Genomic DNA, 23,469 nt, shown 5'->3' with positions numbered 1-23,469 from the left:
TCCGGCTTTTTTTGTCGTACGCCCATTCCGCAAAAGAGGTAACTTTTAGGGTGTACCTGCCGGTTTCAGAAAATGTTATTTTGAACACAAGCGAAATGGAAAGGGGCAATTTGTATGATTTGGCCAATCCGGGGGCCTGCTCCCGGTGTTTATTATGCGAATGCCCGGTTGAAGCAGGTGGTATCCGACGAGGTGAGCGGCGACCTTCGGATACGGGCGGTTTTCGATGAACGGGAGGAACGGGAGCTTGTCTACGAAGGCATGTATTACAGCCAGCTTGATGAAAGCAGTGTAGGGCTTGAGATTACCCTTGCCGCCGAAATCACGCCGGCGCAGCTCTTAGAGCCGGAGTACAGACAGGCGGCGGCCCGGCTCTATGACGAGTGCGGGGCGGACGATGCCTTTCTGAGGGATATGCACAGACGGGGAAGCCGGTTATTTATCCACCACGGACAAGGGCGGGTATCTTGTTCTGGCAAAGCGTCTGATATGGGGAAAACAAGCTCTATCAGGTGGAGCGATTGATTGAAATTTCCGCCGCTGAGGTATTTCAGCTGGCGCCAAAATAAGAAAGAGTTGGAGGAAAAACAGATGAACCAAGGAACAAGGAAACGGATTTTGCGTTTGATGCTGGCGTTGATGCTCGTAATATCCTTTATTGGCGGAACACAGGCATTTGCGGCTGCAAGTTCATCTACCCTTGTACCGGTACGGCAATCTTTTTTTAGCAGTCCGCGGGGCATAGCGGTAGACAGTACGGGGAATATATATGTCGCCGATACCTCTAACAACCGGATTCAAAAATTCAATTCTACAGGCACTCTTCTTGCGACATGGGGGACCGCCGGCAGCGGTCAGGGCCAGTTCAGCAATCCGTCCGGCATAGCTGTGGACAGCACGGGCAACGTATATGTTGCCGATACCTCTAACAACCGGATTCAAATATTCAGTTCGACAGGCACTTACCTTACACGATGGGGGGCATACGGAAGCGGCGACGGCTGGCTTTCAGCACCTTCTGGCGTAGCTGTGGACAGCGAGGGGAATGTATATGTCGCCGATACCGCTAACAACCGGATTCAAAAATTCCGTATTACAGGTGCTTACCTTACACAATGGGGAACCACCGGAAGCGGCGACGGCCAGTTTTCAGCGCCTTCTGGCGTAGCAGTGGACAGCACGGGGAACGTATATGTTACCGATTCCTCTAATCGCCGGGTTCAAAAATTCAGTTCCACGGGTACATACGTTACACAGTGGGGGACTGCCGGAAACGGGAACGGTCAGTTTAGCAATCCGTCCGGCATAGCTGTGGACAGCACGGGGAACGTATATGTCGCCGATGCCCTCCCTAACAATCTGATTCAAAAATTCAGTTCGACAGGAACTTACCTTACACAATGGGGGACCACCGGAAGCGGTGACGGCAAGTTTAACACTCCGGTCAGCATCGCTGTGGACAGCGCAGGGAACGTATATGTCGCCGACTGTGGTAATAACCGGATACAGAAATTCAATTCCACGGGAGCTTTTCTGGCAAGCTGGCAAACCACCGGAAGCGGCGACGGCCAGTTTAATTCTCCATTCGGCGTAGCTGTGGACAGCGGGGGGAATATATATGTCGCCGATACCAATAACCATCGGATACAAAAATTCGATTCAGCCGGCGCCTTTGTTACCAAGTGGGGGAGCAACGGAGGCGGCTCCGGTCAGTTTAACTCTCCGGCCGGCATTGCTGTGGACAGCGGGGGAAATATATATGTCGTCGATACCTTTAACTTTCGGATACAAAAATTCGATTCAGCCGGCGCTTTTGTTACAAAGTGGGGGAGCAACGGAAGCGGCGCCGGTCAGTTTAACTCTCCGGCCGGCATAGCTGTGGACAGCGGGGGGAATATATATGTCGCCGATGCCGGTAACAGCCGGATACAAAAATTCAGTCCGGCCGGTGGCTTCGTTGCAAGCTGGGGAGTCGTCGGAAGCGGCGACGGCCAGTTTGGCATGCCGTTTGGCGTAGCTGTGGACAGCCTGGGGAATATATATGTCGCCGATACCTATAATCACCGGATACAAAAATTGGATTCTACCGGCGCATTTGTTACAAAGTGGGGGAGCGGCGGAAGCGGCGACGGTCAGTTTGACACTCCGGTCGGCATCGCTGTGGACAGCGGGGGGAATATATATGTCGCCGATACCTATAACCATCGGGTACAAAAATTCGATTCAGCCGGCACTTTTGTTACAAAGTGGGGGAGCGGAGGAAACGGCGACGGCCAGTTTAACAGGCCGTGCGGCATGGCTGCAGACAGCTGGGGGAAAGTATATGTCGCTGATACCGATAACCACCGGATTCAAGTGACAACCAGCGATGCAGCACCTGAGGCTCCAAGCATTACCACCCATCCAAGCGACCAGACTGTAACGGCAGGACAGACGGCTACCTTCACAGTCACGGCATCCGGCACGGCACCTCTTTCCTATCAATGGAAAAATGATGGGGTTGATATTATCGGAGCTGCTTCCAGCACTTTGACAATCACGAATGCCCAGGCATCGGATGCAGGAAGCTACACCTGTTATGTGAGCAATGGGGCGGGGAATATAACTAGTAATGCCGCGACTTTGACGGTCAATCCGGCTCCCGTGGCACCAGCCATTACCATCGCCACACAGCCAGCTGCTTTGACCAACGTCACCGAAAGCAGTATCAGCGGAAGCCTGACGGTTGCGGCGGCGGTGTCCCCAAGCGGTACGCCGGCTTATGAGTGGTTCTCCTGTGATGATACGAGCCATACAAATCCGGTTACCACAGGCGTAACGGCAAATACCTTTACCATTCCCACCACCCTCACAGCAGGAAGCTATTATTACTACTGCGAGGTAAGAGCCGCAGGCGCAACTCCGGTCAATTCCAATGTGGCAACAGTAGTAGTGAATTCAGCTCCATCCGGTACGGCACCTGCCGTGATCAGCATAAACCTCATTAGCCTTGACCTGGGCGGAACCAACACCGCCACCATTCAGGTAAAACTTGGACAAAGCGGCGGCAATCCAAACGTGCTTGCAGGAAAAGCGACCGTAACGACAACCGGCGGCGCGATTTCTGTGACACCTGCCACGCCCGCAGATCTGACCGCAGACGGCAGCATTACCGTTACCGGCATAAGCACAGGCACGGCTACGGTTTCCATCGGCTTTTCCGGCGGGGATGTTGCTTTTGGCGACACCAAATACGATCGGATAATTACAGTCAACGTGACGGACAGCAGCATTTCACCGCCAAGCGATGCGAAGGACGTGACCGGCGTCGCCACGCCCGGCGGAGCTTCCATTAGCGGGGCGGCAATTACGGCAACGGTGGCAAACGGCGTAACCAGCCAAGCGATCGCTCTTTCCGTGAGCGCAAACGCAAGCTGGAAGCTGTACAGCGATGCCGCCTGCCTAAACGAGATCATCGACAAGACCATGGTGCTTTCCGTAGGCCCGAACGCCGCTTACGTTCAAGTAACCGCTGAAAACGGCACCACAAAGGTATATACCCTCACCATCACGCGGCAGGACAGAGCCATAGCGTCCCTGGCGGCAGACATCAACGCTGTCAGCGGGCTCATAGCCGACGTAAGCGGCAGCACGGTGACGGTCACGGGCACGGCGATGGTCACTACAACGAGTGGCGCCGCCCTGACGCTTGAGATTCCATCGGACGTCAAGGTGCTGTGCTCTATATGTCAGGAACGTCGGTTTACCGCGGCAGTGTTCTTGATCCCGGCAAAATTATGTATCATACCAGCGGCGTCTTTGCTGGCGTCAGTATCGACGTGGCGGTCACACAGGCACAGCCGGGCATGAGCACCGGGTTGACGGCGACGGGGCACAATCTGTCCGCAGGGGACAGCGTCGCGTCGGTGTGGGCGATACAGAACGGCGTAAGCGGTGTCAAAATCTCTTACTATTCAGCGAAGGATACAACGAACGCAGTAGAGACATGGTTCCTTACGGTTCCGGGCGTGACGGTTGCCACAACCACAACATACACCGTTACTTCAAGCCCGCTGACCGGAGGCACGATCACAGCCAGCCCGACCAGCGCAACATCCGGTTCGGCAATCAGCCTGACCATAACGCCAAACGCAGGGATGCGGCTGCAAGCGGGAAGCTTGAAGTATAATGACGGAACAACGGATCACCCAATCAGCGGAACGGGCTTCACCATGCCGGCGGCTAACGTCACTGTATCGGCGGTGTTTGAAGCGGTACCTAATAACGGAGGGAGCAGAGGAGGTTCATCGGGCGGCGGAAGCGCAGCAAGCGGAGGAACTACCGTTACCGGCAGTGTCATAAACGGTGCTACGGGTGCGAATGTTTCCAATATCACGGCAACTGTAACCACGGACAGCAGCGGCAATGAAACGGTTTCCATACCGGCAGCGCAGCTGGCAATCTTTAAACAATCTGACGGCAGCACCAGCCAGTTCAGTGATATCTCCAAATTGACGATTACAACAGCAGCCGGTTCTCCCATAACAATATCTAGTGACGGAACAATCCAAGTACCAAACCTGGCCAAAGGAACAGATAACGTATTCAAAATGACTTACGATTTAGGCAACGGGCAGACCATTACGATCGGAACCATAGACATTAAAACCGACAGCAGCGGCAATGTGAGCCTTACAATCTCGTTAATTGACCCCTATGGCATCATTACTGAGGCAGCCACAGGAAAAGCCCTGCAGGGAGTAAATGTAACCTTGTATTACGCCAATACCGAGCGGAATAAAGCAGCAGGCAAAACCCCGGACACAGTAGTTGATCTTCCAGGTATAGACGGATTCAAGCCCAATAATAATAAAAATCCCCAAGTCAGTGATGTCAGCGGTTCGTATGGCTTCATGGTATTTCCCGTATCCGACTACTATATTGTGGCAGCAAAAGACGGTTATGAACAATATAAGAGTCCGACAATCTCTGTAGAAAAAGATATCGTAAAATGGGACTTCAAGATGAATCAAGCAATTACAGGAGTAAAAAGACTCTCCGGTCTGACCCGGATTGATACGGCGCTGGAAATAGCCAAAGCCGGCTACACAGGCAAAGTTGCTAATGTCATCTTAGCCACAGCGGATAGTTATCCGGATGCCTTAGCCGGAAGTGTCCTGGCTTATAAGCTGAATGCGCCAATCCTGCTTGTTGACAGCACGAATGACGGTCAGGAAAAAGTATTGGACTACATGAAATCAAATATGGATTCAGCAGGAACCGTTTATATCCTGGGAGGTACCGGTGCCGTCAGCAGTGCTGTGGAAGCCAAAGTAACAGCAAGCGGTTTCAACCATATAGCCAGACTGGGTGGAGCGGACCGTTATGAAACTTCTGTTAAAATAGCCGGCCAATTGGCTATCAAAACAGGAACACCAATCGTCCTGGTCAGCGGAGAAAACTATCCTGATGCTTTATCTATTAGCAGCAGTGCGGCAGTAATGGAGAGTCCCATCTTATTGGTTCAAAAAGATGGACTCAGTGACGCGGTCAAGCAAGAAATTGCCGCAATCAACCCGGCGAAAGTATTCATTATCGGCTCGCAAGGGGTCATAAGTACGACCGTCGAAAACCAGACAGCCCAGATAACAGGTTTAGCGCAAACGAATATTGTAAGGATCGGAGGAGCCGATCGCTATGAAACCTCACTGGCGGCAGCCAAGTACTTCGACTTAGCCGGGCAAAATGTCTGTATCGCCACCGGCAACGACTTCCCGGATGCCCTGGCAGGAAGTGTCTATGCGGCAAATTACAATGCCGTGATTATTCTGGTAGACAAAACGCTATCAGATAATGAAACCGCATACTTGAAAAATAGAAAACTGCCGGGAGCAACCATACTTGGCGGAGAAGGTGCTGTAAGTCAAAATGTCCAACAGCAGATCTCTGAGTTGATGAAACGGTAAAAGAGCAGAAAGCGGTGAAGCGAAGATAATGAAAAGGATGCTAAGAATGCCGGTCAGCATTATTGTACTCATACTGGTCTTTTCCCTGATCGGCTGCGGCAACAGTAAAAATGCAGCAAATACGGAGGCCAATAAGACAGCTAACACGTCTTCTCAGACAACGGAGCAAAGTAAATTAAACAGTCCATCCGTGACCTATTTGACGTATACCAATGCCCGGTTTGGTTTTTCTCTGTCCTATCCGGATATCTATACCGTAAAAACGGAAAGCGACAACGGCGATGGGATCACGATGAAGAACGAGGATAAACGATATACCCTGAAGATCTGGGGTGCAAACAATGTGAGCAATGATAACGGTGCTAAGCTTTTGGCAGCGGCTAAAAAAAGAGTTAGTCATATCGTCAGTGAGTCTGCCGACGATAAAACGTATCAAATTGAATATAGCGGCGGTGATGAAAACCCCATCATTTTTGATGAAATCGGCTGTACTGTCGGCGATCAGGTATGTGGGTTCATCATATCCTATCCGGAAAACGAAAAAGAGAGTTTTAAAGATATCGTCACCAAAATGAGCACTGAATTAACGAAGAACGCGACAGCAAAAACAAGCGCAACTGATAATTCCAGTTTGACACTCACGACAAGCGCAGGAAAAACGGTTGCCATAACCCTGGACGAAAATACGACCACCGGGTACAGCTGGCACTATGTGATCGGGAATACGGATTTGATCAAGTTTGACTCGCAGAATACCGCAGATTCGGATAGCAGTGCAGCCAGCGGTGTACCCGGCCGTGTCGGTGCCGGCAGCGAACATACGTGGAATTTTAAAGGGTTGAAAGCCGGTACGACAAAAATCACCTTCAAGTATTATCGCGGTTGGGAAACTGAGAAAGCAACCGTCAATACGGTTGAATATACGGTCAAAATTACGGAATAACATTACGGTGACAGGAGCATAAAAAATAGATGAATTGCTTCTCTGAAATATCAGAAGCCGGGCAGAAAAATTAAGGAGGAAGAAAATGAAAAAATTGAGTAGGATGACTAAGTTTATGACGATGAGCCTTATCGTGATACTGACCCTCGCGGTTGCGCTCTGCGGCTGTGGCAGTGAAAATACCACAACAACGCAAACGACAGATTCGAATTCACCGAAGGATTTGATTATTGGAAAATGGACCTTGTCAGGGGATACCCTTGAATTTAACAAAAACGGGGAAGCGACGGCTACGGAAAACGGAGAAACAAAAAAGTTTACATATAAACTAACGACCATTGACGGAAGTTCGGATTCAATGAAGGTAACCTTAACGGACAGCGACAAAAGCAGCAGCACGGAAACCGCTGTTTTTAAAGACAAAGATACGATGGCCCTGGGAGACTCAACCTTTAAACGCGCAAATTCAAGCAGTGCGAGCAATTCAGGCAATACAAGCAATTCAAATACAGCTAAATCCAATAACGGCAATAATTCAAAAACCTTTGATGATTCCGGTTATTATGCAACTTTCCAATATCCCGCCGCGTGGAAAATAACCCCGACGAATAACAATACTGTTCAGCTGGTCAGCGCAACGAATGCAACCTATTTCATCCGCTGCGAAAAAAAATACCTGCAGGATTCACTTAATAAAGGCCTCGACTACGCGGGTGCGACCAAGGATTTTATTTACAGCTATATAGACAATCTGGAAAACAATGCAAACGATGAAATAACGAATTATACGGATAGTAACGCTACCTCGAGTAGTGGAGCTGTGACGCGGGAGGCGCTGTTCAACTGCAGGACCAGTTCCGGTTACTTTAAGGTCAAAATGGAGGTCACAGCAGTGAGCGGGTATCTTCTTGTCACCCAGGTTTGGGCCGGTGAAAAGGGATTTGACGCCGCTGTTAAGGAATTCGAAAGCATAGCGGATACGATTGCCATTAAATAGTTCATGTTTTTGGGATAGACATGAAATACGGAAAAATTAAAGAAAGGAGGAATAGTTCGGATGTTAATGGTATTGTTTCCTATTTATATTATTCTTTTAGCTCTTGGAGCCAAGGCAACCTGGAATTTTGTTAAAAATATTATTCCTACTTCAATAGGTGATGAACTTGGGTTTGTCATTATAATTGTAGTTTTTGGGGTGATCTTTTTAGTTGCAGGTCCAATTGTGGGTATAGTGACTGCAGTGAAATATCTGATGACTTATTTTGGTTCCAAGACCTCCAACAGCTCTAACACGAAATAATAATGGATGGAATCAGATAAAAATATAGTCAAAGAGGTATGGAAATGAACTCTGAAAACTGCAACATAGAGCTTCAGGAGGATGTGGCATTTTGTCAAAAGCTGACGGAACGCATTGCTCAAGGTTATATACTGCAAACTTAACTCGCTGTATGCACAGATGAAGTGTGACTAATTGTGCCTGCTAGCAGCATAGCAAATAAAGATATTTTGAAGACTAGGAGATTGGTTTATGAAAAGATATGTATCAACTGTTTTAATGTGCTTGATTCTCTTGTTAACATGCTTTGTAACGTTGACCGGATGCGGATCGGATAGTCCGGCAGCCGATTCGAAGACAGCGGAGGCTGACAAGAAAGTGGAGACAAAGAAGAATCCAAAGGAGCTGATTGTTGGGAAATGGAGCACAGATGGGGGTTCTATAGAGTTCAACAGCAAGGGAGAAGCTATTGTTACGGAAAGCGGAGAGCGGAGTCAGTTTACATATAAAGTGACCTCGGAAGGCAAGAATGGCGGTAAAGATTCGATAAAGGTTAGCCTCACGGACAGTGACAAACAAAGCAGTTCGGAAACGATAATATTTCAGGATGATAATACGATAGAAATCGGTGATACAAAATTTAAGCGCGCAGGTACAGTGAATGCAAATACAAATGCGGAAGCTGGTAAGGGTAAATCTGTGTCCAGTTCAAACGAAGCCATCACCATAGTTAAAAAGCTTTTGGGGAGTGAGAACAACAAATATATTTATGAGCTTGACCATGAAGATCAAGTGATTCCCGACGGTAAGGGAAATTATAATGCCAATCGTGACAATGGCAGAGTATCGAACGGAATAGATTGCTATATTATTCGCGTATATACCGAAAAGAAACAAGGCGACAGTATATCTCAAGATAATATTGGCTGGTATTTCGTCAGTAAAAGCACAGGCAAGGTATATGAAATGAAAGATCCGTATGAGCAAAAACTGAAGATGTTAAACTAAGGAAATGGGCGATGGTTAATATGGATGATTTTTCAATTGTGTTTATAGTGGGGTTGCTGACTTTTATCGCTGGAATATTCTCATTGAAAAGGGAAAATAGATTATTTGGAGATTCGGTAAATACAACTGCCAAAGTGGTCGCATATTATGAGTACACAGATTATCCTAACACTATTACGATGTATACGATGGCTGTTGAATACTATCATTCAGATGGAAGATTAATTCAGGCAAGAGAACAAAGCAGCTCCAATCGCCAAAAATATCCGGTTGGAACTGAGCTTAAGATTGCTTATAGTAAAGAAAAACCTGATTTGTTTATTCTAAGTGGCGACAATTCCAGAAAGATAATTATGGTTGGTATGATTATCGTAGGGCTGGCAATGATGACTGCAATTGGAGTTGTGGCATTGAATAGTTAATGGGGAGGACGATAAGTCGGGTGATATCTTTCACACCTGCTGGCGTCTGATGTTGGGATGATGAGTATCTCACCGCTTTATGCAAGAGCGCCAATGTGCTCAATGACGAGTACCTCTCCACCATGACCGGTATGTCAGTCACGGAATTAGCAATCTTTTCGCCAGAGTTTGAGGCCTTGCCCGGCGGTTCCGTCATCCAGGCTTTCTCAAATAAGTCTACCAGCAATGGGCAGCTCTGGGCCTCTCTGCATACAACAGCTTTAGAATATAGCAATATCAGGTTCCTCTTTGAGACCCCGGGCCTGCGACTCATCACCAACGCTGATGGTGATGTCATTGGTGTTGTCGCTTCTCAGAACGGCAGCGAGGTCAACATCAAGGCCAAGAAGGGAGTTGTCCTAGCCACAGGCGGTTATGAGTACAACCGGCTGATGATAGAGAATTCTTATCCCGGATGGCCGGTTTTCAGCCGTGGAACCCCATATAATACCGGCGACGGCATCCTCATGGCGCAGAAGGTGGGCGCAGGGCTCTGGCACATGAACGCCTCTGACTCAGGATCAGGCGCTGCACTCTGTCCCGGACTGAACTTCGGCCATGGTGCCTATGATTCTGACCTTGTTCCAGCAAATATGTCTTTGAACAGCCCCAGCGCGACCAGAAATCATTTCTTCTTCGTCGACAAACATGGTAAGCGCTTCATGCCCGAAGACAGACCTGATGGGCACGGCTATGGCCGTCGCGAGTACCTGTTCTTCTATGACGGTGTCGCCTGCGAGTGGCCACGTCTTCCTTATTGGGACATCTTGGATGATACCGAGGCAAAGAAAGGCCCGGTCTGCTCAGGAAAAGCGCAAGACCGCATGTTCACCTGGTTTACCGCTCACAGTAACTACACCTGGAGCAGCGATAATTCCGCCGAGGTTGCTAAAGGTTGGATCTTCAAGGGCGATACTATCGAAGATCTCGCCGCCAAGCTTAATATCGAACTTGGTGTTTTGGCCGAGACCCTGGCGACCTACAATGGCTATGCCACTACGGGCGTTGATGCCGAGTTCGGCCGCAGGGGCGATACCCTTGTGGCGCTGGAGGGTCCCTTCTATGCGATAGCAGTGTACCCCAACCAGTACAACACGCAGAGCGGACCGAAGCGTAACACCAATGCGCAGACCCTTGATGCCTTTGATAACCCCATTCCTCGACTCTACAATGTTGGTGAGTGCGGCGCTGGCTACGGTTGGGTCTACAACGGTGGTTGGAACAATGCCGAGGCGATGGTCACCGGTAAATAGGCTGGTGACCATGTTGTGACATTGTCGGCCTGGGACGCCTAGAAAACCGAGAGGTTCATCGGTAAGCTAAGGTCTTCCCGCTTCAAGTGGGAAGATCTTTCCGCTATGTTTATCGGAACAACAGTATCAGAGCGCGCTGCGGAAATCAACCAGATCAACCAACAGACCGGAGACCGGGAAAATTCTCCTTACCAATGCTGCCGAGATCGGGCGGCGGCTGAAGGAAGCCAAGGATTTGGTTCCATATGGAGCATGGGGCCAATGGCTGCAGGAATCGGTCCGGTATTCCAAGAGTACCCCGGCTAACCAGATGCATTTTTATGAGGAATATGGGTCCAGCCTGTCAGCCGCTTCTGCCGGCGAAAGCTTGCCAGATTTCCAACCGGTTGGAAATCTGACTTACACCCAAGCCTCGATCCTTCTGGATGTCCAGGAAGAAGAGCGGGAACAATTCATGGCTAATTCCAGTCGGTGAGTGTGGAACCGGTGATTTCAGGATATGCGTTTTCCAAGGCATCGCGCTTACGCTCAAGTTATTTGAAGATAAAGAGTCCGAGTTATATGGGACGAAGAGCAAGAAAAATGGTTCTTCTCGATTGTTGACGTTATTGAGGTCTTAACAGGAACTGATCGTCCACGTTAATATTGGAGTGATTGAAATCCAAACTTAATTCTGAAGGAAGTCAGTTGTCCGAATCTATCGGACAACTGAAAATGAAGTCAACTGACGGGAGTTAAAGTAAACATTGATGAAATATTAAAGACGTGAGAGCTTACGAAGCTTTCACGTCTTTTTCTTTGGCCATTTTAGACTGAAATATTAATCTAGATATTCTTAAAGCAAATGTCCGCCAGACACTTCAATGTCCTGGGCTGTAACCCAGCCGAAATCATCGGACAATAGGTTCACAATGACCTTCGCAAGATCTTCGGGTTGGCCGATTCTGCCAAATACAGATTGCTCTGCCAGCGGCTGGATGAATTCAGGATGTTTATCGAATACTCCATCGCCAAAATTGCTGTGCGTAGGACCGGGAGAAACTGCGTTGACCCGAATTTTGCGCGGTGCAAGTTCTTTGGCGACGTAGCGAGTCCAAGATGACAACGCTGCTTTTAACGAGCCGTAGGCGGAGTACCCAGGAAATGATTGGTTCTTGGATGTACTCGTGGTATTTACGATGGCTCCGGCATCATCCATGAATCGGACGAGGTGTTGTGTTAAAAAAACGGGTCCTTTGAAGTTCGTATTAAGAATCTTGTCGAAGTACTCTTCACTCATCTCAATGAACATCATTGGCCCACCAACACCGCCATTATTGACTAAGTAATCAAAAGTCGTTCTATTCCAAATTTCTTTGAGGCTCTTTTTCACTTCTAGAACGAAATCTTCGAATGTTGATCTTTGAGTCAGATCCAACTTCAGTGCTACAGCTCGAACTCCTTTGTTCTTCTCAATTTCCTTAACGACAGCTTCTGCTCTATCCTTATAGGAATTGTATGTGAGAATGACGTTAATTCCGCGCTTGCCAAGCTCAAGCGCGGTTGCTTTTCCAATGCCATTACTTCCACCTGTTACGATTGCAATTTTCATAAGATCCTCCTTTTTTGTTGTTCGATCTGGATTCTATTCTAGTTGTTTCTGCTGAAATAACCTAGATCCAATGGTGCCTTTTGATTGCCTAAAACCACCAATGATGCTTTCGAAACACCCGGATTATCCCCTGTTTTTATCATAAAAAGAGCCTAGAAATGCCGAATGGTTTCAAAATTGTGTTGGGGAATAGGAAGTCATGTGATAGAATATGTGTATGAATAAAGTTTTAGATGAAATTATCGATCTAATGAAAAGAGCAGGCACTCGACCAATCGAAACCGGAGTACCGGGGCTAAGCATGATTAAGGGAGACATTCCCACACATCAACTCGCAGCGCTCTACAAGCCGATGATTGGTTTTACGGTTCAAGGAACAAAGATTCTTTCAATTGGGGAACGTAGCACTGCCCTGGAAGGGCCTTCATATTACGTGTTACCGGTACATGTTCCCGCAACGGCGAGTGTACATCCAGACCGTGATGGCCGTCCTTACATGTCCCTCGGTCTTGAGTTAAATCAGAATGTTCTTCAGAGTTTATTAAGAGATCTTCCTGGAGATCTAATGCCAACTGCTTCTGAACATTTCGCAGCTTGTGAAATAGACATTGAATTCATGGAGGTATGGTTGCGCTTATTGCGATTAACGAAAACACCAAGAGATATTCCAGCTCTTGCACCAGCTTATGAACGCGAAATCCTTTATCGCGTTCTGATGGGACCACAAGGATGGTATCTGAGGCAACTTGGCTTGCGAGAAAGTAATTTCTCTAAGATTTCTCAGACTGTAAAATGGCTTCGCGATAACTATACGAAGCCAATAGACATCGGTGAGATCGCATCAAAATCTGGTATGGCTATAAATACCTTTCACCGTCAGTTTAAACGGGCAACGGGTTTAAGCCCGATTCAATTTCAAAAGCAATTAAGGCTTTTGGAGGCTAGAAACCTCATTGCATTTGAGGGCTATGCAGTAGCCAGTGCCGCATATCAAGTTGGTTATCAGAGTCCTTCACAGTTTAATCGAGAGTACTCCCGCTTCTTCGGTTCATCTCCAGCTCGGGACACTGAGAAACTAAGACGAATCGAAAGCGCGAGGGATTAGCCAGTCGCTTCTATCAAGCAGTGGAATCAATAAAGAGAATAACTGTTGGATATGCACGATGGCATAATTTAAAATGTTCCCGGACTAGTCATTTGTTTCAAAACAGGTATAAGAGTGAAGCAATTGAAGATGATACATATTTCCTAACCGTATTGTGACAAGTGCATTGTTCCTAAAGAAATAAAAATAATAGAAATCATTGCGTACAATTTACTTAAATTGTAAAGCAAAAAGAAGGCGCCGAATAAAAATGGCATACACAGGCGACTGTTTCAGAAATATATCTACTGCCAAGGCCCAACCAGGCTCTATTGGCATCTTTTTTGTACCCTCAAGGCATACAGAAGTAGTTTGTCTTCTGGAAAAAGATAAATAGAGTTAGGTAATGATAAGGAGAATGAGAAATGATATCAAGAACATGGCATGGAATTGTTCCAATAGAAATGAGGGATGCATTTGAAAAATATGAATATGAGACAGGTGTAAAAGATACTCTGGCAATTTTGGGAAACAGAGGAGCCTTTTTAAAAATTATAGAACAAGAAGGATATGCTCATTTCTTTTTATGTACGAAATGGGATTCGATGGAGAGTGTCATAGCATATGCAGGGAGTAATCCAACAATTGCTGTGACATATCCTGAGGATGAACAATATGGTCTAATCTCAGATCCTATAGTAATTATTCAGGAAGTTCCAGATGACAGGAATCCTTTTGTTGAATAAGTATATTCCAATTTCATTAAAGATTTTCCACCAAGGGACTACCATCTTCATGCGGCATCTTTATTGACCGTTCAAGGCACGTTGAGGTATGTTGCTTGCTCGAGAGGGTGATATAAAGACAGGAGGGTCTGAACGATGAACACAGAACTTTTCACCGGTAAGGCGGAAGCTTATGCCAAGGCACGGCCTGGGTATCCTGATGCCGCGATGGATTACATCTGCACACTAGTGCCTCCCAAAGCGGTGCTTGCCGATATCGGCGCAGGAACAGGGAAATTCACAATGTTGCTTGCAAAGCGTGGATATCCCGTTTTTGCGGTTGAACCTAACGCGGATATGCAGGAACAACTCTCCTTGACGCTTTTGCCATACTCGAATGTCAAGCTTATTGTTGGCTCGGCAGAAGCCACCACCTTGCCCGATCACAGCGTGGATATCATTACTTGTGCGCAGGCACTCCACTGGTTCAACCCAGATTCGTTTAGGGCGGAGTGCTTTCGGATTGGCAAACCCGGATGTCTCGTAATTACAGTGTATAACAACACACCAGGTGGCAGTAGCATAACGCACAGCAAGCAATCAACCGATGCGTTTTATAAAAGTCCGACTGTGAGGGAATTTCCAAATCCCATATTTTACATGCGGGAAAGCTGGCTTGCATACATGACATCTCATTCACGCGACCCTTTGCCGTCTGACCCCGGATATGCTGCACATATTGATGAAATGAACGCCATATTTGATCGTGAAAATGTTGATGGTCTACTGCGCCGAGATGTTGTGACGAATGTGTATAGTGAAAGGTTAATGCTATAAGCTTTTAACTCCTGAATTCGGGGTAATTGATCCGCCATCAAGGGGAAACCAGAGGGGTACGACATCTTTTTTGACCACTCAAGGCACGTGGAAAGTATAGTGTAGAGAATATAATAATGATGGCGAAAAGTGGCAGGAAGGAGAAATGAGAAAGTCTGACCACAATAGTAGTGGTTTTGGAGCAAAAAATGGGCAAGAGGAGGTGTTATTTTGAAAAAAGCTATTATTATAGGAAATGGTTTCTCTTCTCAAATAATTGAGTATTACAAAAGTAAAAATCTTATGGCCGAACTAAAAAATCGTTTACCTGACGAATTGCAACGGGTAGAAAATTTCTTCTCCAAATTTCGGTTGCATAATAAGTTTGAAAATGTAGAGCCGGTGCAAGTTCTATATAGTCATGGAATCTATGAAGCTTTAGATGATGGCAGTTTAGAAGGGGTACAACCTTGGCCTACAGACTTGTATATAGAACCTAACATAGAGATGCATATTATCAATGCATTAAAAGAATATGGATTTACTCAGGCTGAAAGTGTCTGCCGAGAATATTTTTATGATGCTGGACTAGTTTATGAGATATATAAAAGTAATATTTCAGGTATTGAGTCACCTTTGAAAATTATTGATATGGCAAGAAAAATAAAAATAATTCCTGATTCTTTATATGAAAAGTTTTCATCTGAAATAAATATGATTTTATATAATAACGGCGATTTTCATTTGAAGTATAGTGATGATGAAAAACAATTTGATCATACAGATAAAATAAATAAAAAGAAACTGGAACGGTATTTTCGGAAATTTAAAACCATATATACAACAAATTATGATTTAATATTGGATGATATATTTCATAATAAAGTTAAGCATCTTCATGGTGGGTTTTGTTGTAAATCATTTAATCAAGTTGATTATTCATCATCAAATAAGTCTGAATACATAATAGTACTTGGCGTTAATGGAACACAAAAACTGGGCTTAATGAAACATAAAAAGAGTAATCAAACTCTATTTATGTCGTATTTGAATAAATTAGCCTCAGAAGATCTGGATGAACTTTATATTTTGGGATATAGTGGTGAGAATGATCAGCATATTAATGAAGCTATACGAAATAACCATTTAATTAAAAAAGTTATATATTATTGCGAGCCAGATAAAGTTAGTAATGCTTCATTCCATTATTTGGTTTCAACACGTTTTGTGGAACAGAAAAAGGAATGTAATTTAGAATCATGGAATGTAATTTGGGAAAAAATCAAATAACACGGTAAGGGAAATGTTCCTTTGGACGGACAGTTCAGGGAAATTTTTGTTAGGGGGCGTACTTTTTACTCAGAAATATGCAAATACACGAAATGCGCAGGCATGGTTTCAAAAAATACCTTGCTGCTAAGGGGATACCAGCTTCTGCAAGCATCTTATTTGTACCCTCGAGGCATGTTGAGACGTATGCTTGTTAGAGCGGAAATATCATGAAAAATTGAAGGAAGGAGTACTATGAATATCCGGACAATTGAAGTGAACGGTTTGAAATTGGCAGTGGTAAACAGCTCGGAAAAGCTCATTTCCGATGCACAGTCTGCTTTTGATTTTATGATGGCTGTTCAATACGAAACCGGAAGTAATCATCTGACGATGGAGAATAAAATTCCTCATGGCGGTAATCCGGTCCTTCGCTGGATGATGGACAACATCTATATAAAAATGGATCCGGCAGGCAATATTAAACGAACAAAGAGAACAGCACCGAACGTATTGACGGTGCTGTTGCTTTAATTATGGCTTTAGACCGGGCTATAAGGCATAGGGGTAATAGTTTAAGTGTTTATGATGGACGGGGAATATTAATTCTTTAACTGCTCTATATCTTTATATTTATCACAACTAATCACTCTCACATTATGAAACTAGTTAGATTTTAATTATGGATTATGTTCCTTCTTTAATGTAATAATAATCTAGATAATACACTTCTGAGAGGTCACCATGGAAAGAATGGTAACATTGTTATTCTACCCTATGTTTCTATTTTTTACATTTTGCTTAACATTAATTTTTATTCCAAAAAGAAAATATAAGGAATACCTTATATATGGGCTCATCGTTGGTGGATTAGGCGATGTTTTAGTTGTCGGTTTGGAGCAAAATATATTAGGAATTATGTGGTTTAAAAATCAGGGTATTTTTTATGTGTCGAAAATGATGGCACTATCGCCACCGAGCTGGACAGTTACTGTAATGCTATTCCTGTACTTTTTACCTTTAAAACGATCTTTTAGATTTACTTATATTTTTGCATGGGCCTGTATTAGCCTTGGATATGCCTATGTAGTCCGTAATGCCGGTCTATATGACTTTGTAAGTTGGCTATATCCCATACCAGAATTTTTCTTGTTTCTTTGTTGGTGGAGCTTTGCATCCTGGTTCTTCAGAAAGACAAGTCCATTAGCAAAAGATTAAACTTCCTGACAATAGGGAAGTAATGCATTATAGTTATTTTTTGATTAGACAACTATGGCAGACATTTCTGACATACCCCGCCGCCAGGGGGATACCAGAGGAATGCGGCATCTTTTTTGTATCCTCAAGGCACGTTGAAACGGTTGTGAAGTTGAAAAAACGATAAAACCTTGTTATATCAAAGGCTTAAGCCATTGAGTGTATAGATGACATTCAGTGGCTTTTGTATTTGGAACATATCGACTGGCTGAAAAAGCGAATCGACAAGTAAATAATGACGAATATGTGTTGCCGTTTGATATGTGAATCAGTCTTTGGAGGATTTCTTATGAACTGCCCAGATCAGAATCTGTGTCAAGAGATTATCTCTCATTTTGCTCCAATTCAAATGGGGGAAGTCGAAGCTAAAGATTTGCGGGTAGCAATAGAGTAGAAATGGAGGCACTCTGGGATGCAGAAGAAGAGGAAGTCATGAAAGCAGAAATTAGGATGTTGTAAATGGTAGAATTACCAAATTTTCGGTCGATTTTTCTTGTAATATACTTCCAATATAGGTACAATTGGTATAATAATGTTGTTGATATTGTTATTCTTGTGGGAGTTAAGAAAATGCCAACAGTGAATGAATTATTAGATAAAGCAAAAGATGAATTATCAAATCTATTACCCAGCGAAGTGTTCCTTGTACGTGATTTATTAAAGGGATATAAATGGAATAGGATTTCTCGCAGTGATCGATTGCTCCTTGGCACCTTATTTCTCAATTGTATCAAAACAGATGATATAGGGTTGTTCCGATTGAAAAGACATCGTCGGGACAGCAGAGATATGTGAAGGAGGAAGAGTAATGCTAATAGCACCTATTAGTGCCATTCCATCTTGGGAGGGATTTGAGTATCAAAGGCATATTGCTTTATACATAGCACTTAAGCACATTTTGGAAGAACTGGAATCAGATAATGAAGATGAAATTAGGCTATATAAATTAGGGATCGAGGGAGAAGAAGACTTTTCAATTATAAAAGGCGACAATTATATTAGTTTGCATCAAGTGAAGGAGGGTGCTATTAATTTAGATGATACTGATAAGGCTTGCTTTATCTTATCAGTAATGCAATATAATGCAGATTATGCATATTTTCACATCACCCCCAGTGCATCTATCACTTTAGATTTCATTGAAAAAACTAAAAAAGCTATAGACACTCTGCTGATCGAATTAAATAAAGAAGTTAAAACCAAAGAAGAATTTATTGAAGAGATAAAAGAACTGGAAATTTCACATGGAAAGAAAATAAAAAAAAGCGATGCATTGTATGAACAAACAGAAGCAAAATATATTGTGATTAACAAAATTACATCCATTTCTCCTAAGGGTTCTTTATACAAAATAGTAGATTTTGTTTGTGATGGTAATAAAGAAAAATCTAATGTTATTAAAGTAATTGGTGACGTGATTTTAGAATTGTCTGAGTATGAGAATAAATTGAGCGGTAAATGTGATTCAACTATCTGGGATGTTTATAATGAAAGATTTGATGATTCTAAAAGTGTTATTCAAAATTCGTGCGTAATTATTGAGAAGATTTTGAAAAAAACAAAACCTGAGGGTTGTATATTTTACGATGAAACTTACTACCAATTTGTTTATGGGCAATTAGTTTTGTTTTCAAAAGATGTAATTACCAATTCAAACACACGTAGTAAAAAGAATTCTTGCAAAGTAGAATTTTCTGAAATGTTTAATCTAATTACCAAAAATTTTAAAGCTGAAAGTAATACCACTGAATATCATTACTATGAATTGCTGCAAACTATAAAAGATGTATTTGAAAAATATCCTACTAGTAAACGGACTGATTGTGAAAATGATAATTGCACTACATGCACAACTGTAGAAGAGTGCAACTTACATCGTCAGATAAATGAGATTTGTAGCAAAAGCTATGATGATATAAAGGATTTTTTATATAAATTGCTTCTTAGAACACCCAAAAACAATTTGCCACGAGATACTGTGGTTAATAATTTGTTTATTGCATTATTAAAAAGAATAAAATGTTTGAAGTATTATGATACAAATGTAATTTTGGCTGAAAAGAATGAGAAATTTTATCGATTGACTTTGGATGAAAATGAGTACATCGAGGATTTTACAGAACAACTGTTAAGTGAATTAAATTTGCAGAATGCAGATAAATTCCTTATTTATGAGAGTGATGTACTAATTACTGATAGGCTGAATAAACCTGAGTTTACATATAATCAAAATAACTTTAATGTTATGGGAAAGAATGAACTGAATGAAATTAAAGATATTACATCCGATTCTATTGAACGACAAAAAACGAACTATAATAAATCTAAAGTTATGAGAATAATAAGTAAAGAAATGGCAGAAGAGGAGTTGATGAACAATGAATGAGCTAATTGATAAAATTTTTAAGTCATATAAATATATTCAAGTTGCAGATATAGGAGGAACTAATTTAGCATTTTATAAACACGAATGCGCAGAGATTGCTAACTACTTTCTCATATACACTATCGATTGTAGGGAATTTGAAGAGAACGAAGAACAAATAAAAAAAGCTTTAGAACAACTCGAAAAAGATTACTCGAAAAGTACTAATTTTGATAATCTTGCATTGAAACAAAAAATCATCGATTCATTTAATAACATAAAAGAAGCTAGTCAAATTGATAAAAATACTTCTGCAATTTATCTCTTATTATTCGATAATGTGGAAAATTTAAATAGCTACAGAAATACAGTGTATTCTATAGAGGAATCACCAAACTATTTTAAAAGATACGTTTTGCCCTATACGCAAAATCAGTTAAATCATTTAAATGATGCTCTGTCTCAATTTGGTAATAGATCAATAGATGATGCATTATGCCAAATTGTAGATAATGAAGATAGCTATTTTACATTAGTTGAAGGTAAAGATTTAGAAAGTACCTATGGTTTGGTAATTCGTATGTTTTCCAAACTTCCATTTTTACAATACAAATTTAAGACGGAACTGGCACCTGAACCTATAGAAAAAAGAGTAGAGGGTAATTTAAAAGCGGAACTAATTAAATATCATAACATTTTAAAAGATAATACTTTAAACATAGAAAATATTCTTTCATTAGAAGACGATTTAAAGGTTAAAAATGACGAGTTAGAGAAAGAAATTATAAAACTTTTGAAAGGAGTAAAATCGTGAGCTATAAAATTGAAAGTTTAAAAGTGCGCAACTTCAAGTGCTTTGACAATAAAAAATTCTATGAATTTTATTTTATACAGGATACAAATCCAACTATTTTATCAGGCCCTAATGGGTTTGGAAAAACAACTTTTTTTGATGCTATTGAGCTAATTTTTACTAAAAAAATTACGCGTTTGAATGCTGAAATTGAAGATGGACGAACAAATCTAGGTAAAAATATTTTATTAAATACATCAGACGAATGTGGATATTTGATACTAAGACTTATAAATACAAGATATGAAAAGTTAACTATTATTGCAGAGATAGACAACAGCCTTACAAAGTTAACTGTCGAGTCTTCAATTAAATTTACTTATATAGAAGGAACTATGGAGTCGACTAGTTTTGATGAATTCATAAATAATACGGTAAACTGGAAAAGCGATATTACGGAATTTGAAAATTTAAACTACATAAAAGAACACTTTAACATATATTATTATGTTTCTCAGGCTGAATCTGTTCATTTTCTTAAAAATACTATTTCTAATAGAAAAGACACCATGACAAAACTTCTTCAAACAGAAATGATACAAGGAAAGATAGATATAATAGAAAAAGATTTAATTGGTGCAACAAAAGCAAAAAAAGGTGTTGTAGTTAACGAAGAAATAACAGCTACAAAAAACGAATTAGATAGTAAAATTTTGAACTTGAAAAAAAAACTAGATGATGCCAGTGGAGAATATGAAGTAATCAATTATGCCCCGTTGTTAGTTTATCCGCAAAATACTGAAAAGAAAAAATGGGATATTGAAAATTTAGACTTGCAGAATATTACAGAGAAACAGTTAGTTGAATATTTTGCTGAGATAAATGGTATTGCAAAGTTATATCAAGATTTAGCGGACTATAAGAAGTATTTAAAAAACAAAGAAATACTGACTTTTTCTAATAGCAATGAAGCAATTTCAAACTATATTAAATTCTATGTATTTATTAAAGATAATAAATTTGATAGTCAACAAGTCGAAGATGAAATTATAAAATTGAATAGAACACTAGATGTTTATAAATATAGTGCTTTTTTTCGCAAAGAATTAGAGATTTCAAATTATAAAAAAGATGATGTGCTTCAATTGCAACAAATGGGAATTGTTTCTGAATCATTAAATATTAGTGAAGTAGATGATCTTGTTAATGAAATAAAAGCACTTAATTCTCAACTTGGAAATAATCAAAAGAAGATTAATGAACTAATTCAAGCTAGAGAAAAGTTACATTCAATAAACAAGGTAAAAGATAATAATTCAAATTCAAGTAATTGTCCTTATTGTAACTACCCATATGAAAATCTAGAATTACTGGAAGAAGCATATAGCACCTTAAGCACCAAATTGAAAAGCTCACAAGATGGCATTTCGATAGAAATCAAGGACAAAAATATAAAACTAGCTAATTTTATCAAACCAACAGTCGATTTAGTTGTTGAATTATTGGGTAAGGGTGATGTCGACAAAATTGACCAAATTCGTGTACTAGCTAGCGAGTATTCTATGCTTCTTAAGTCAGAAAAGAAAATGGCTGATATTTTAAAAATAGGAGAATTTATTGTTGAGGTTAATCCGTGGAAAGAATTGGATGATGAAAGTCGTCTTATTGAACTTAAAAGAATTATAGAATCAAATCTGACAGGCTATACTAACGAAATGTTTTTAGAGAACTTGAAATTATATGATTACGACAAAGTATATAACGAAAATTCTGTTCTATTATCAATAGAACAATCGAACTTAAATGATAAAGATCGCATTGATAATAAAATTAGGTTTGTAAAATATCAAAATTCTCTTATAAAGAATAAAGAAATTGATCTTATCAAAAGCGAAGTTAAGATGTTAATAACCAAATTGAAAAAACTTGAGAAAATTAGAAAGCAATTTGATGAACTAAAGAATTTGTATAATAAAGCAATAGATGAATATAAAAATCTGGTATTAAAGAAGCTGCGCGTACCACTTCTGATTTACACAGGAAAAATATTACAAGATTATCAAAATGGTCTTGGTGTATTTATTAATCAAGAAGAGATGAGATTTGTTTCAAATGGGGATGCAAAGCATGACATACTTAACACATTCAGCTCTGGGCAATTATCTGGATTTGTATTGTCTTTCTTGTTTGCAATGAATAAGCGATATATCGCAGAAGAAAATGATGATATTGGGTTTATTTTAATTGATGACCCTGTTCAGACTATGGATGATATTAATATAGCCTCATTTATAGAAGTGCTAAGGAATGATTTTCCAAACAAACAGATTATTTTATCTACACACGAGACAGATAAGGAGAATTATATATTATATAAATTTTTGAAATACAATCTAAAAGGTCAATCATTTAACGTTAAAGACAATATGTACTAATTTGCCTTGGCAAATTCAAGTATTGAAATTCTGAAGAGAAGTGCGATGAAAGGTTTTGGGTTATTCAATCTGCTTTAGAGAAAAATACCCTCTGCCAAGGAACCGCTGTGTCTTAACGACATCTTTTTTGTACACTCAAGGCATTCAGAATGCTGCTGCCTGCTGGAGAGGGCGTAAAGCATTGGAATTAAGGGATTATATGCCATATTTATCGCAATTGATTTATGTAGTACCCTTGAGGATAT

The 23,469-nt window shown here is 41.7% G+C and carries 21 protein-coding genes and 1 pseudogene; 21 read left to right on the top strand and 1 reads right to left on the bottom strand.

The window, feature by feature from the left end; translation table 11 throughout:
• Window positions 1–114: 114 nt before the first annotated feature.
• The 11 genes from ACHOLT_RS17800 (at window position 115) to ACHOLT_RS17750 (ending at window position 11,364) form a co-directional block, all read left to right on the top strand.
• The gene (locus ACHOLT_RS17800) at window positions 115–525 is read left to right on the top strand and encodes a hypothetical protein (RefSeq protein WP_425803387.1); all 411 of its coding nucleotides are present in this window, start codon (window positions 115–117) and stop codon (window positions 523–525) included.
• The gene (locus ACHOLT_RS17795; protein WP_425803385.1) at window positions 526–3,849 is read left to right on the top strand and encodes a 6-bladed beta-propeller; all 3,324 of its coding nucleotides are present in this window, start codon (window positions 526–528) and stop codon (window positions 3,847–3,849) included.
• Window positions 3,819–5,945 (top strand): cell wall-binding repeat-containing protein, encoded by a 2,127-nt coding sequence (locus tag ACHOLT_RS17790; protein WP_425803383.1) that lies wholly within the window; start codon window positions 3,819–3,821, stop codon window positions 5,943–5,945. Before ACHOLT_RS17795 ends, ACHOLT_RS17790 begins: the two co-directional genes overlap by 31 nt.
• Window positions 5,946–5,991: 46 nt before the next feature.
• Window positions 5,992–6,888, top strand: coding sequence for a protease inhibitor I42 family protein (locus ACHOLT_RS17785; RefSeq protein WP_425803380.1), 897 nt, complete (start codon window positions 5,992–5,994; stop codon window positions 6,886–6,888).
• 85 nt (window positions 6,889–6,973) lie between these two features.
• On the top strand, window positions 6,974–7,885 hold the full coding sequence (locus tag ACHOLT_RS17780; RefSeq protein WP_425803377.1) for a hypothetical protein: 912 nt from the start codon (window positions 6,974–6,976) through the stop codon (window positions 7,883–7,885).
• A gap of 60 nt (window positions 7,886–7,945) precedes the next feature.
• Window positions 7,946–8,188 (top strand): hypothetical protein, encoded by a 243-nt coding sequence (locus tag ACHOLT_RS17775; RefSeq protein ID WP_425803374.1) that lies wholly within the window; start codon window positions 7,946–7,948, stop codon window positions 8,186–8,188.
• A gap of 231 nt (window positions 8,189–8,419) precedes the next feature.
• A complete protein-coding gene (locus ACHOLT_RS17770) occupies window positions 8,420–9,175 on the top strand; it encodes a hypothetical protein (RefSeq protein WP_425803371.1) in 756 nt (251 codons plus the stop codon).
• Window positions 9,176–9,186: 11 nt separating this feature from the next.
• Window positions 9,187–9,597, top strand: a complete 411-nt coding sequence (locus tag ACHOLT_RS17765; protein WP_135548495.1) for a DUF3592 domain-containing protein — start codon at window positions 9,187–9,189, stop codon at window positions 9,595–9,597.
• A gap of 95 nt (window positions 9,598–9,692) precedes the next feature.
• Window positions 9,693–10,889: an FAD-dependent oxidoreductase gene (locus ACHOLT_RS17760; RefSeq protein ID WP_425803368.1), complete on the top strand. Its 1,197-nt coding sequence runs from the start codon at window positions 9,693–9,695 to the stop codon at window positions 10,887–10,889.
• 105 nt (window positions 10,890–10,994) lie between these two features.
• Window positions 10,995–11,195 carry a hypothetical protein gene (locus tag ACHOLT_RS17755; protein WP_425803365.1) on the top strand — a complete coding sequence of 67 codons (201 nt, stop codon included), beginning with the start codon at window positions 10,995–10,997 and terminating at the stop codon, window positions 11,193–11,195.
• Window positions 11,107–11,364: a DUF3102 domain-containing protein gene (locus ACHOLT_RS17750; protein ID WP_425808137.1), complete on the top strand. Its 258-nt coding sequence runs from the start codon at window positions 11,107–11,109 to the stop codon at window positions 11,362–11,364. The genes ACHOLT_RS17755 and ACHOLT_RS17750 overlap by 89 nt, the downstream gene beginning before the upstream one ends.
• A gap of 360 nt (window positions 11,365–11,724) precedes the next feature.
• Here the strand turns inward: ACHOLT_RS17750 and ACHOLT_RS17745 are convergent, their stop codons facing one another.
• On the bottom strand, window positions 11,725–12,480 hold the full coding sequence (locus ACHOLT_RS17745; RefSeq protein ID WP_425803362.1) for an SDR family NAD(P)-dependent oxidoreductase: 756 nt from the start codon (window positions 12,478–12,480) through the stop codon (window positions 11,725–11,727).
• Window positions 12,481–12,691: 211 nt separating this feature from the next.
• Here ACHOLT_RS17745 and ACHOLT_RS17740 point away from each other — a divergent pair, with 211 nt between their 5' ends.
• The 10 genes and pseudogenes from ACHOLT_RS17740 to ACHOLT_RS17695 all read left to right on the top strand — a co-directional run bounded on the left by ACHOLT_RS17740 (window position 12,692) and on the right by ACHOLT_RS17695 (window position 23,224).
• Window positions 12,692–13,585 (top strand): AraC family transcriptional regulator N-terminal domain-containing protein, encoded by an 894-nt coding sequence (locus ACHOLT_RS17740; protein WP_425803359.1) that lies wholly within the window; start codon window positions 12,692–12,694, stop codon window positions 13,583–13,585.
• Window positions 13,586–13,989: 404 nt separating this feature from the next.
• Window positions 13,990–14,310, top strand: a complete 321-nt coding sequence (locus tag ACHOLT_RS17735) for a hypothetical protein (protein WP_425803356.1) — start codon at window positions 13,990–13,992, stop codon at window positions 14,308–14,310.
• A 135-nt stretch (window positions 14,311–14,445) separates the two neighbouring features.
• Window positions 14,446–15,126: a methyltransferase domain-containing protein gene (locus ACHOLT_RS17730; RefSeq protein ID WP_425803353.1), complete on the top strand. Its 681-nt coding sequence runs from the start codon at window positions 14,446–14,448 to the stop codon at window positions 15,124–15,126.
• A 210-nt stretch (window positions 15,127–15,336) separates the two neighbouring features.
• Window positions 15,337–16,395: a hypothetical protein gene (locus tag ACHOLT_RS17725; protein ID WP_425803351.1), complete on the top strand. Its 1,059-nt coding sequence runs from the start codon at window positions 15,337–15,339 to the stop codon at window positions 16,393–16,395.
• Between the two features lie 366 nt (window positions 16,396–16,761).
• Window positions 16,762–16,988 (top strand): annotated as a pseudogene (locus tag ACHOLT_RS17720) (terminase TerL endonuclease subunit); the annotation flags it as partial.
• 130 nt (window positions 16,989–17,118) lie between these two features.
• On the top strand, window positions 17,119–17,592 hold the full coding sequence (locus ACHOLT_RS17715) for a hypothetical protein (RefSeq protein ID WP_425803348.1): 474 nt from the start codon (window positions 17,119–17,121) through the stop codon (window positions 17,590–17,592).
• Between the two features lie 609 nt (window positions 17,593–18,201).
• Entirely contained in the window at window positions 18,202–18,426 is a 225-nt protein-coding gene (locus tag ACHOLT_RS17710; protein ID WP_425803345.1) for a DUF1413 domain-containing protein, read from the top strand.
• 13 nt (window positions 18,427–18,439) lie between these two features.
• Window positions 18,440–20,017 carry an ABC-three component system protein gene (locus ACHOLT_RS17705; protein WP_425803343.1) on the top strand — a complete coding sequence of 526 codons (1,578 nt, stop codon included), beginning with the start codon at window positions 18,440–18,442 and terminating at the stop codon, window positions 20,015–20,017.
• Window positions 20,010–20,810 (top strand): ABC-three component system middle component 1, encoded by an 801-nt coding sequence (locus ACHOLT_RS17700; protein ID WP_425803340.1) that lies wholly within the window; start codon window positions 20,010–20,012, stop codon window positions 20,808–20,810. Before ACHOLT_RS17705 ends, ACHOLT_RS17700 begins: the two co-directional genes overlap by 8 nt.
• Window positions 20,807–23,224 (top strand): AAA family ATPase, encoded by a 2,418-nt coding sequence (locus ACHOLT_RS17695; protein WP_425803337.1) that lies wholly within the window; start codon window positions 20,807–20,809, stop codon window positions 23,222–23,224. Before ACHOLT_RS17700 ends, ACHOLT_RS17695 begins: the two co-directional genes overlap by 4 nt.
• The last annotated feature ends 245 nt before the right edge of the window (window positions 23,225–23,469 follow it).

It is taken from the genome of Desulfitobacterium nosdiversum (assembly GCF_049860565.1).
In the GTDB taxonomy this organism is placed as follows: domain Bacteria; phylum Bacillota; class Desulfitobacteriia; order Desulfitobacteriales; family Desulfitobacteriaceae; genus Desulfitobacterium_A; species Desulfitobacterium_A nosdiversum.
The sequence above is the reverse complement of the archived record's forward strand: the minus strand, read 5'-3'. Positions and strand labels throughout refer to the sequence as shown.